Source organism: Streptomyces sp. PA03-1a, assembly GCF_033792805.1.
Taxonomy (GTDB): domain Bacteria; phylum Actinomycetota; class Actinomycetes; order Streptomycetales; family Streptomycetaceae; genus Actinacidiphila.
Genome location: NZ_JARAVO010000328.1, coordinates 1 through 8,432, shown reverse-complemented (window position 1 = coordinate 8,432; position 8,432 = coordinate 1). Strand labels below are relative to the sequence as shown.

The 8,432-nt window shown below is 74.0% G+C and carries 8 protein-coding genes; 7 read left to right on the top strand and 1 reads right to left on the bottom strand.

What is annotated here, in order from left to right:
- Positions 1-539 precede the first annotated feature (539 nt).
- The 7 genes from PV341_RS41630 to PV341_RS41600 all read left to right on the top strand — a co-directional run bounded on the left by PV341_RS41630 (position 540) and on the right by PV341_RS41600 (position 7,092).
- A complete protein-coding gene (locus tag PV341_RS41630) occupies positions 540-845 on the top strand; it encodes a hypothetical protein (RefSeq protein ID WP_500360569.1) in 306 nt (101 codons plus the stop codon).
- Between the two features lie 198 nt (positions 846-1,043).
- Complete coding sequence (locus PV341_RS41625; protein ID WP_500360568.1) at positions 1,044-1,940, top strand: bifunctional MaoC family dehydratase N-terminal/OB-fold nucleic acid binding domain-containing protein; 897 nt, start codon at positions 1,044-1,046, stop codon at positions 1,938-1,940.
- Position 1,941: 1 nt separating this feature from the next.
- Positions 1,942-2,343: a MaoC/PaaZ C-terminal domain-containing protein gene (locus PV341_RS41620; RefSeq protein ID WP_500332363.1), complete on the top strand. Its 402-nt coding sequence runs from the start codon at positions 1,942-1,944 to the stop codon at positions 2,341-2,343.
- The gene (locus PV341_RS41615) at positions 2,340-3,530 is read left to right on the top strand and encodes a lipid-transfer protein (RefSeq protein ID WP_499512972.1); all 1,191 of its coding nucleotides are present in this window, start codon (positions 2,340-2,342) and stop codon (positions 3,528-3,530) included. Before PV341_RS41620 ends, PV341_RS41615 begins: the two co-directional genes overlap by 4 nt.
- Before the next feature lie 108 nt (positions 3,531-3,638).
- On the top strand, positions 3,639-4,667 hold the full coding sequence (locus PV341_RS41610; RefSeq protein WP_500332364.1) for a DUF1906 domain-containing protein: 1,029 nt from the start codon (positions 3,639-3,641) through the stop codon (positions 4,665-4,667).
- 172 nt (positions 4,668-4,839) lie between these two features.
- Positions 4,840-5,364 carry a SigE family RNA polymerase sigma factor gene (locus tag PV341_RS41605; RefSeq protein WP_500332365.1) on the top strand — a complete coding sequence of 175 codons (525 nt, stop codon included), beginning with the start codon at positions 4,840-4,842 and terminating at the stop codon, positions 5,362-5,364.
- A 78-nt stretch (positions 5,365-5,442) separates the two neighbouring features.
- Positions 5,443-7,092, top strand: coding sequence for a long-chain fatty acid--CoA ligase (locus PV341_RS41600; RefSeq protein ID WP_500332366.1), 1,650 nt, complete (start codon positions 5,443-5,445; stop codon positions 7,090-7,092).
- Positions 7,093-7,166: 74 nt separating this feature from the next.
- Here the strand turns inward: PV341_RS41600 and PV341_RS41595 are convergent.
- A partial coding sequence (locus PV341_RS41595) for a response regulator (RefSeq protein WP_500360566.1) occupies positions 7,167-8,432 on the bottom strand: 1,266 nt, incomplete at its 5' end.

Here is an 8,432-nt window from a genome sequence, read left to right as displayed (position 1 = left end):
CGACAGATCGTCACGCTTGCGAGCGAAAGGGATCAAGGTCCGGCTTGTCCGTCGTGGTGCTGGGCAACTCTGCTTGCGGCGACGTCGCAGAGCCGGCGGTGCGGCCGGGCGGGGACGTCCGGGCGCGGGGCGCGACGGGCAGCGGGGGTCCGTCAGCCGGAGCGTAGGAAGCGGACGGCCGCCTCCCGGCGCGCCACGCACCGGGGAGGTGCGGCATCCGCCCGAACGGCGCCGTGGTGGCCACCCGGGCGGCGGCGCCGGCGGGGAGGACCGGTCCGCCGAGGTTGGCCGAAAGTCGTGCCGTAACGATTCCGCGCCCGCCGGGCCCGGGTTGTGGTGGCCGGGACGCGGGCGGGCGGTCAGCGGCGGCGGTTGTGGAGGTTTGTCGACAGATCGTCACGCTTGCGAGCGAAAGGGATCAAGGTCCGGCTTGTCCGTCGTGGTGCTGGGCAACTCTGCTTGCGGCGACGTCGCAGAGCCGGCGGAGCGGTCGGCCGGCCGCACCGCGCACCTCGTATCCACTCCTCGGAGGGAAACACATGGCAAGCATCCGTACCGCCCGAGTCGTGTCCGCCCTGGCCGCGCTGCCGCTCGCGGCGGCGCTGTTCGCCGGCACGGCGGTGGCCGACAACGGCGCCGTGGCGGGTGGCACGTCCAACGCGACCGTGGTGAGCAACAGCGGCGGCAACGTGGGCCGCGACAACTTCGGGACGGTGACGACGACGCAGCAGGCGGCGACCGGGGCGGGGGCCTCGAACCAGAACAGCACGGCCAGTGTGGTGGGTTCGGCCTTCACCACCATCAACCAGCCGACGTTCAGCATCCACTTCGGCCCCATGGGGTGAGCGGGCCGGTCCGCCGCCGGGGCGGGCCGGGGGGCTGAAGGGTCGACTGCGCGACGGCAACCTCACTGCCGTCGCGCAGTCACGTCCGGCGTTGTCCACAGCCTGTGGACAACGCCTTCCGTCCGGGCGTCTTGACAGCGGTGCCGCTTCCTCGCCAATCTGACGATCAGTCAGAAACTGGGGGCGGTGGCGGCGACGATGACGACCGACGACCTGTACGAGCGGCTGGTGACGTACGAGGGGCGCCCCGCCGCCGTCGCGGGCGAGGGCAAGGACCCCGTGAACCGGCCTATGATCAGGCACTGGTGCGAGGCGCTGGGCCATCCCGTCCCGCAGGACGGCACGGCACCCGCCCCCATGCTCCAGGTGTGGACCATGCGCGGGCTCCCCGGGCCGGGAGACGTCGCCGGGGCCGGCCGCGCCGGCGCCTACGACGAACTGCTCGCGCTGCTCGACGAGGCCGGCTGCACCGCGGTCGTCGCCACCGACTGCGAGCAGGAGTACCTGCGGCCGCTGCGCCCCGGCGAGCGGATCACCTTCGACGCGGTGATCGAATCCGTGTCGCCGCGCAAGACCACCCGCCTCGGCAGCGGCCACTTCGTCACCACGCGCATGGACGTCAGGGCGGACGGCGAACTCGCCGGCCGCCACCGCTTCCGCATCCTCAAGTACGCACCCGCGCCGGCGCCGGGCGGGCGGCCGCGACGGCCCCGCCCGGTCGTCAACCGGGACAACGCCGGGTACTGGGAGGGCGTCGGGCGGCACGAGTTGCTCATCCAACGCTGCTCCTCCTGCGGAACCCTGAGGCTGCCGTGGCTCCCCGGCTGCAACAGCTGCGGCTCCGACGCCTGGGACACGGTACCGGCCTGCGGGCGCGGCACCGTCTTCAGCCGCGTCGTCGTGCACCACCCGCCGTTCCCCGCCTTCGACCCGCCGTACGCGGTCGCCCTGGTCGAACTGGCCGAAGGGGTCCGCCTGCTCGGCGGCGTGGTCGGCGTGCCGTACGAGAAGGTGCGCATCGGCATGCCGGTGACGCTCGAATTCCGGCAGGCCGACGGGGAGCCGGCCGTGCCCGTCTTCCGCGCGGAGGTGTGAGATGACCGGACCGGGGGCGCGGGCGGGCGACGTCCTGCCGGAGCTTCGGATCCCCGTCACGCGGACGCTGGTCGTCGCCGGGGCGATCGCCACCCGCGACTTCCAGGACGTGCACCACGACCCCGACGCGGCGCGGGCCAAGGGCTCGCCGGACGTCTTCCTGAACATCCTCACCACGGGCGGGCTCGTCGGCCGGTACCTCGCCGGGCACTTCGGTCCTTCGGCGGTGCTCCGCTCACTGCGCGTACGGCTGGGCGCACCGGCGCACCCCGGCGACGAGCTGGTGCTCACCGGGAGCGTCACGGCGGTACGCGGCACGGAGGCGACGGTCGAGGTCATCGGCGCGGTCGGGCGGGGGCGGCACGTCACGGGCACCGCGGTGCTGGAGGTGGGGGGCGGATGAGCGTACGCCGGCGCGACGGCCTGGGCGGACGGGCCGCGATCGCGGGGATCGGCGCGACGGAGTTCTCCAAGGACTCCGGGCGCAGCGAACTGAAGCTCGCCGTGGAGGCCGTGCGCGCGGCGGTCGAGGACGCCGGGCTGACGCCGGACGACGTCGACGGCATGGTCACCTTCACGATGGACACCAGCCCGGAGATCACCGTCGCCCAGGCGGCCGGCATCGGTGAACTCGGCTTCTTCTCCCGGATCCACTACGGGGGCGGGGCGGCCTGCGCCACCGTGCAGCAGGCCGCGATGGCCGTCGCGACCGGCGTCGCGGACGTCGTCGTCTGCTACCGGGCCTTCAACGAGCGCTCGGGCCGCCGCTTCGGCTCCGGCGTCCAGCAGCGCGAACCCTCGGCGGAGGGCGCGGCGCTCGGCGTCAACCTGCCGTCCGGGCTGCTCACCCCCGCGTCCTGGGTCGCCATGTCGGCACAGCGCTATCTCCACACGTACGGGCTCGAACCAGAGGTTTTCGGTCATGTCGCCGTCGCCGGGCGCCGGCACGCCGCGACCAACCCGGCCGCGTACTTCCACCGCCGGCCCATCACCCTGGCCGACCACGCCGCGTCGCGGTGGATCGTCGAGCCGCTGCGCCTGCTCGACTGCTGCCAGGAGACCGACGGGGGTCAGGCCCTGGTCGTCACCTCCGCCGAGCGCGCCCGGGACCTGCGGCACCCGCCCGCGGTGATCAGGGCGGCCGCCCAGGGCGCGGGGCGCGGCCAGGAGCAGATGACCGGCTACTACCGGCCGGACCAGGACCTGTGCGGGCTCCCCGAGTCGGCGGTCGTGGCCCGCCAGTTGTGGCGGACCTCCGGCCTACGGCCGCAGGACGTCGACACCGCCGTGCTCTACGACCACTTCACCCCCTTCGTCCTGATGCAGCTGGAGGAGTACGGATTCTGCGGGCGCGGAGAGGCGGCCGCCTTCGCCGCCGACGGCGGTCTGGAACGGGGCGGGAGGCTGCCCGTCAACACCCACGGCGGGCAGCTCGGCGAGGCGTACCTGCACGGCATGAACGGCATCGCCGAGGCGGTGCGGCAGGTGCGCGGCACCAGCGTCAACCAGGTCCCCGGCGCGGCCCACGTCCTCGTCACGGCCGGTACGGGGGTGCCGACCTCGGGACTGCTGCTGGGCGCGGCGGACTGAGCCGGCCCCGGCACCGGCGGCCCATCCGGGGCCGGGCGTTGCTGCGTACGGCTGACAGCGGGGCGTGGCTGCCCCGTTCGCGGGCAGCCGCCTGCGTTCACTCGACCCATGCGCGAACACAAGCCGATCATCCGACACGGGGCGATCGTGGCGATGGTGCTGGCCTGCCTCCTGGCCGGTCCCACCGCGGCCGAGGCCGTCGTGCCGCGTCCCGCCGCGCCGGTCGCCAAGCCGGCCTCGGTGACGGCTGCCACGCCGGGCGCGGTCCGGACGTACCTGCCCGCCCGGCCCGCCCGGGCGCCCGGTGACGGCGGTGACGACGACCCGTTCGGCTTCGCCGACACGGGTCTCCTCGACGGCCTGGACCTCCCCTACGGCCTCGGCGGTGAGGAACGCGCCCCGTCCGGGGCCGGCCCGGCCCGCGTCTACCGCGGCTACGGCTTCGACACCTGCCGCACGCCGCCGCTGTCCACGATGCGGGCCTGGCTGCGCTCCAAGTACCGCGCCGTCGGCGTCTACTACGGCGGCCGCGCCCGTGCCTGCAGCACCCAGCGGCACCTCAACCGCACCTGGGTGCGCTCGGTGCACCGCATGGGCTGGCGCATCCTGCCGATCTACGTCGGCTCGCAGTCGCCCTGCGTACGCGGCAGACATCTGCGCAACCACCGGATGAGCACCGACGACCCCTGGGGCCAGGGCGCGAGCGAGGGCTGGGACGCCGTGCGCAGGGCCGCCGCCCTCGGCTTCGAGGAGGGCAGCGCGCTCTACCTCGACATGGAGGCGTACAACGTCAAGCGGTCCCGCTGCGCCGACCAGACCCTCGACTTCATCCGGGCCTGGGACCGCGAGGTCGACGACGCCGGCTACCTGCCGGGCCTCTACAGCAGTTCGGAGTCCGGCATCCGGCACGTCGAGCGGGCCCGCCGGGAGGGCTACGACGACCTGCCGCGCGCCGTCTGGTTCGCCCGCTGGCAGGGCAAGCCCGCGGTGCGCGGCGAACCCGTCCTCGGCCGGGACGCCTGGCATCCGCACGGGCGCATCCACCAGTACTCGGGCAGCGTGCGCGAGAAGCACGGCGGCCGGCGGCTGGCGATCGACCGCAACCGGCTGGACGGGCCGGTGGCCGTCGTCGGATGACGCGGCGGGCGGCCGCGAGGACGCCGCCCCTGCGGGGCGACCCGTAGGGGCGGCGGGTGCCGCCTCAGCCCTCCGGAGGTGGGGCGGGCCCCCGCCCTACGACTTCAGGGTGACCCCGCTTCGGCACCTGCGGCGGATCCCCCGCACCCGGACCGGCTCCTAGCGTGGAGCCATGACGACGCCCGTGTGCACCAGCGCCTCGCAGGCCCAGTTCACCCGCTACGTCCGGGCCAAGGGCCCGGCGCTGCTGCGGACCGCGCGCTCGCTCACCGCCAACCCCTGCGACGCCGAGGACCTGCTGCAGACCGCCCTGACCAAGACCTACCTGGCGTGGGACCGGATAGACGACCACCGGGCGCTGGACGGCTACGTGCGCCGCACGCTGGTCAACACCCGCACCTCGCAGTGGCGCAGGCGCCGCGTGGAGGAGTACGCCACCGACGAGCTCCCCGAGCCGCACGGCCACGCCGTGACCGGCCCCGACGAGGCCGAGCAGCAGGCCCAGCGCGACGCGTTGCTGCGCGCGATCGCCCGGCTGCCGGCCCGCCAGCGGGCGATGGTCGTCCTCAGGTACTACGAGGACATGAGCGAGGTGCAGACCGCCGAGGCGCTCGGGGTGTCGGTCGGCACGGTCAAGAGCGCGGTGTCGCGCGCCCTGGGCAAACTCCGCGAGGACCCCGAATTGCGCCTGGGGTAGTGACATACCGCTCGGTATGCCAGCAGAATCTCAGCACCCACCTACCCACGCGTAGCCGCTTCAACGAGGAGGCGCCCGGTGCTGAGCACAATGCAGGATGTTCCCCTGCTGGTGTCACGGATCCTGACCCACGGCTCGACCGTGCACGGCCGGTCGCAGGTCACGACCTGGACCGGCGAAGGCGAGCCGCAGCGCCGCTCGTTCGCCGAGATCGGGGCCCGCGCCGCCCGCCTCGCGCACGCGCTGCGCGACGAGCTCGGCGTCCAGCGCGACGACCGCGTAGCGACCCTGATGTGGAACAACGCGGAGCACGTCGAGGCGTACTTCGCGATCCCCTCCATGGGCGCGATCCTCCACACGCTCAACCTCCGGCTCCCCGCCGAGCAGCTGGTCTTCATCGCCAACCACGCCGCCGACCGCGTGGTCCTGGTCAACGGCACCTTGATACCGCTGCTGGCACCGCTGCTGCCGGCCATGGAGTCGGTCGAGCACGTGGTCGTCGTCGGCCCCGGCGACACCTCGCCGCTGGAGGGCTGCCGTCCCGCCCTGCACACGTACGAGTCCCTCATCGAGGGCCGCCCGGACCGCTACGACTGGCCCGAGCTGGACGAGCGTTCCGCGGCCGCCATGTGCTACACCTCCGGCACCACCGGCGACCCCAAGGGCGTGCTGTTCTCGCACCGTTCGATCTACCTGCACTCCCTGCAGGTCAACATGGCCGAGTCGATGGGCCTGACCGACGCCGACACCACCCTGGTCGTCGTGCCCCAGTTCCACGTCAACGCCTGGGGCCTGCCGCACGCCACCTTCATGACCGGCATCAACATGCTGATGCCGGACCGCTTCCTGCAGCCCGGCCCGCTCGCCGAGATGATCGAGGGCGAGCGTCCCACGCACGCCGCCGCCGTCCCCACCATCTGGCAGGGCCTGCTCGCCGAACTCGCCGCCAAGCCCCGTGACATCACCAGCATGCGGCACGTCACCATCGGCGGCTCCGCCTGCCCGCCCTCCCTGATGGAGGCGTACGACAAGCTCGGCGTCCGCCTCCTCCACGCGTGGGGGATGACCGAGACCTCCCCGCTGGGCACCATGGCCCACCCGCCGGCCGGCCTCACCGAGGAGGAGGAGTGGCCGTACCGGATCACCCAGGGCCGCTTCCCCGCCTCCGTGGAGGCCCGGCTGGTCGGCCCGTCCGGCGAGGTGCTGCCCTGGGACGGCGAGTCCGCGGGCGAACTGGAGGTCCGCGGGCCGTGGATCGCCGCGGCCTACTACGGCGGCGCCGACGCCGAAGCGCTCCTCCCCGAGGACAAGTTCAGCCCCGACGGCTGGCTGCGCACCGGCGATGTCGGCACCATCACCCACGACGGCTACCTGACGCTGACCGACCGCGCCAAGGACGTCATCAAGTCGGGCGGCGAGTGGATCTCCTCGGTCGAGCTGGAGAACGCCATCATGGCCCACCCGGCCGTCGCCGAGGCCGCGGTGGTGGCCGTACCCGACGAGCGCTGGGGCGAGCGGCCGCTCGCCACGGTCGTCCTCAAGGACGGCACCACGGTCGGCTACGAGGAACTGCGCGCCTTCCTCGGCGAGAGCGTCGCCCGCTGGCAGCTGCCCGAGCGCTGGGCCGTCATCCCGGCGGTGCCGAAGACCTCGGTCGGCAAGTTCGACAAGAAGGTGATCCGCCGCCAGTACGCGGCGGGAGAACTGGACGTCACCAAGCTCGTCTGACGACGCGCCACGCGTGCGCCGGGCCCCGGGGGGGGCGCACCCCCGGGGCCCGGCGCACGTCGTGCGGTGGGCCCTCAGGAGCCGATCTTTCCCAGCATGTCGACGATGCGCCCCTGGACGTCCGTGCTGGTCGACCGCTCCGCGAGGAAGAGGACCGTCTCGCCGGACGCCAGCCGCGGCAGCTCCGCAGGGTCGATGTCGACCGCGGTGTAGACGACCATCGGCGTGCGTTCCAGCCTGCCGTTCGCCCGCAGCCAGTCGATGATGCCCTGGCGCCTGCGGCGGATGAGCATCAGGTCCATCACCACGAGGTTGGGGTGCATCTGCGCGGCGAGCGTCATCGCGTCCGCCTCCGACTGGGCGTGCGCGACGTGCATCCCGCGCCGTTCCAGCGTGGCGGTGAAGGCCTGGGCGATCGGCGTGTGGGCCTCGATCAGCAGCACCCGCGGCGGGTGCTGCTCGCTGTCGCGCGGGGCCAGCGCCTTGAGCAGCACGGCGGGATCGGCTCCGTACGCGGCCTCGCGGGTGGCCTGGCCGAGCCCGGCCGTGACGAGGACGGGCACCTCGGCCTGCGCCGCAGCCTGGCGCAGCGACTGCAGCGCCGTACGGGTGATCGGCCCGGTCAGCGGGTCCACGAAGAGCGCGGCGGGCGGATCGGAGACCTGGGCGTCGACCTCCTCGCGCGAGCGGACGATGACCGGGCGGTAGCCGCGGTCCGTCAGCGCCTGGCGGGTGGAGACGTCCGGCTCCGGCCAGACCAGCAGCCGGCGCGGCTCGTCCAGCACGGCCCCGGGCTCGGGGCCGGTCTCCTCCGTGACGTCGACGGCGCCGTTGGGGCCGTCGAGCGGCTCGGGACCCTCGGTGGCCTCCGTGGGAGCGCCTATGGCGTACGCCCGGCCGGGGGTCTCCGTGCCGTTCACGGCCGCGGGTGCCACGGCCTTGGGTGCATCGGGTTCCGCGGGGGTGGCGAGCTTGCGCCGGCGCCCGGAGCCGCTCGACGGCTGGGCGACCTGCTCGTTGATCTGCTGGGCGAAGGCGACGCCCTGGCCGAGGGTGCGCACGCTGATGGCCCGGCCCTGCGTACCGCCGTCGCTCGGCATGGACGACGGCTGGGGCTGCACCGGCGCCGGTGCCGGTGCCTGCGGCGGGACCATGGGCTGCGGCTGCGGCGGCACCACGGGCTGTGGCTCCGGAGAGCGCTGCGTCTGCTCGGGGATCATCGGCGGCTCGACGGCCGGCGGTTCCGGCAGCGGCGCCGGGGTGGGCGGGGGAAGCCGCCGCGGGTCGACGATCGCCGACGGGCGCGGGGTGCTCTCCACGATGCCGCGCGGGCGCCGGGC

What these genes read in the sequence shown, in the direction of transcription:
- PV341_RS41630 (WP_500360569.1), top strand. Translation starts at nt 540, where the DNA reads ATGGCAAGCATCCGTACCGCCCGAGTCGTGTCCGCCCTGGCCGCGCTG.
- PV341_RS41615 (WP_499512972.1), top strand. Translation starts at nt 2,340, where the DNA reads ATGAGCGTACGCCGGCGCGACGGCCTGGGCGGACGGGCCGCGATCGCG.
- PV341_RS41605 (WP_500332365.1), top strand. Translation starts at nt 4,840, where the DNA reads ATGACGACGCCCGTGTGCACCAGCGCCTCGCAGGCCCAGTTCACCCGC.
- PV341_RS41620 (WP_500332363.1), top strand. Translation starts at nt 1,942, where the DNA reads ATGACCGGACCGGGGGCGCGGGCGGGCGACGTCCTGCCGGAGCTTCGG.
- PV341_RS41610 (WP_500332364.1), top strand. Translation starts at nt 3,639, where the DNA reads ATGCGCGAACACAAGCCGATCATCCGACACGGGGCGATCGTGGCGATG.
- PV341_RS41625 (WP_500360568.1), top strand. Translation starts at nt 1,044, where the DNA reads ATGACGACCGACGACCTGTACGAGCGGCTGGTGACGTACGAGGGGCGC.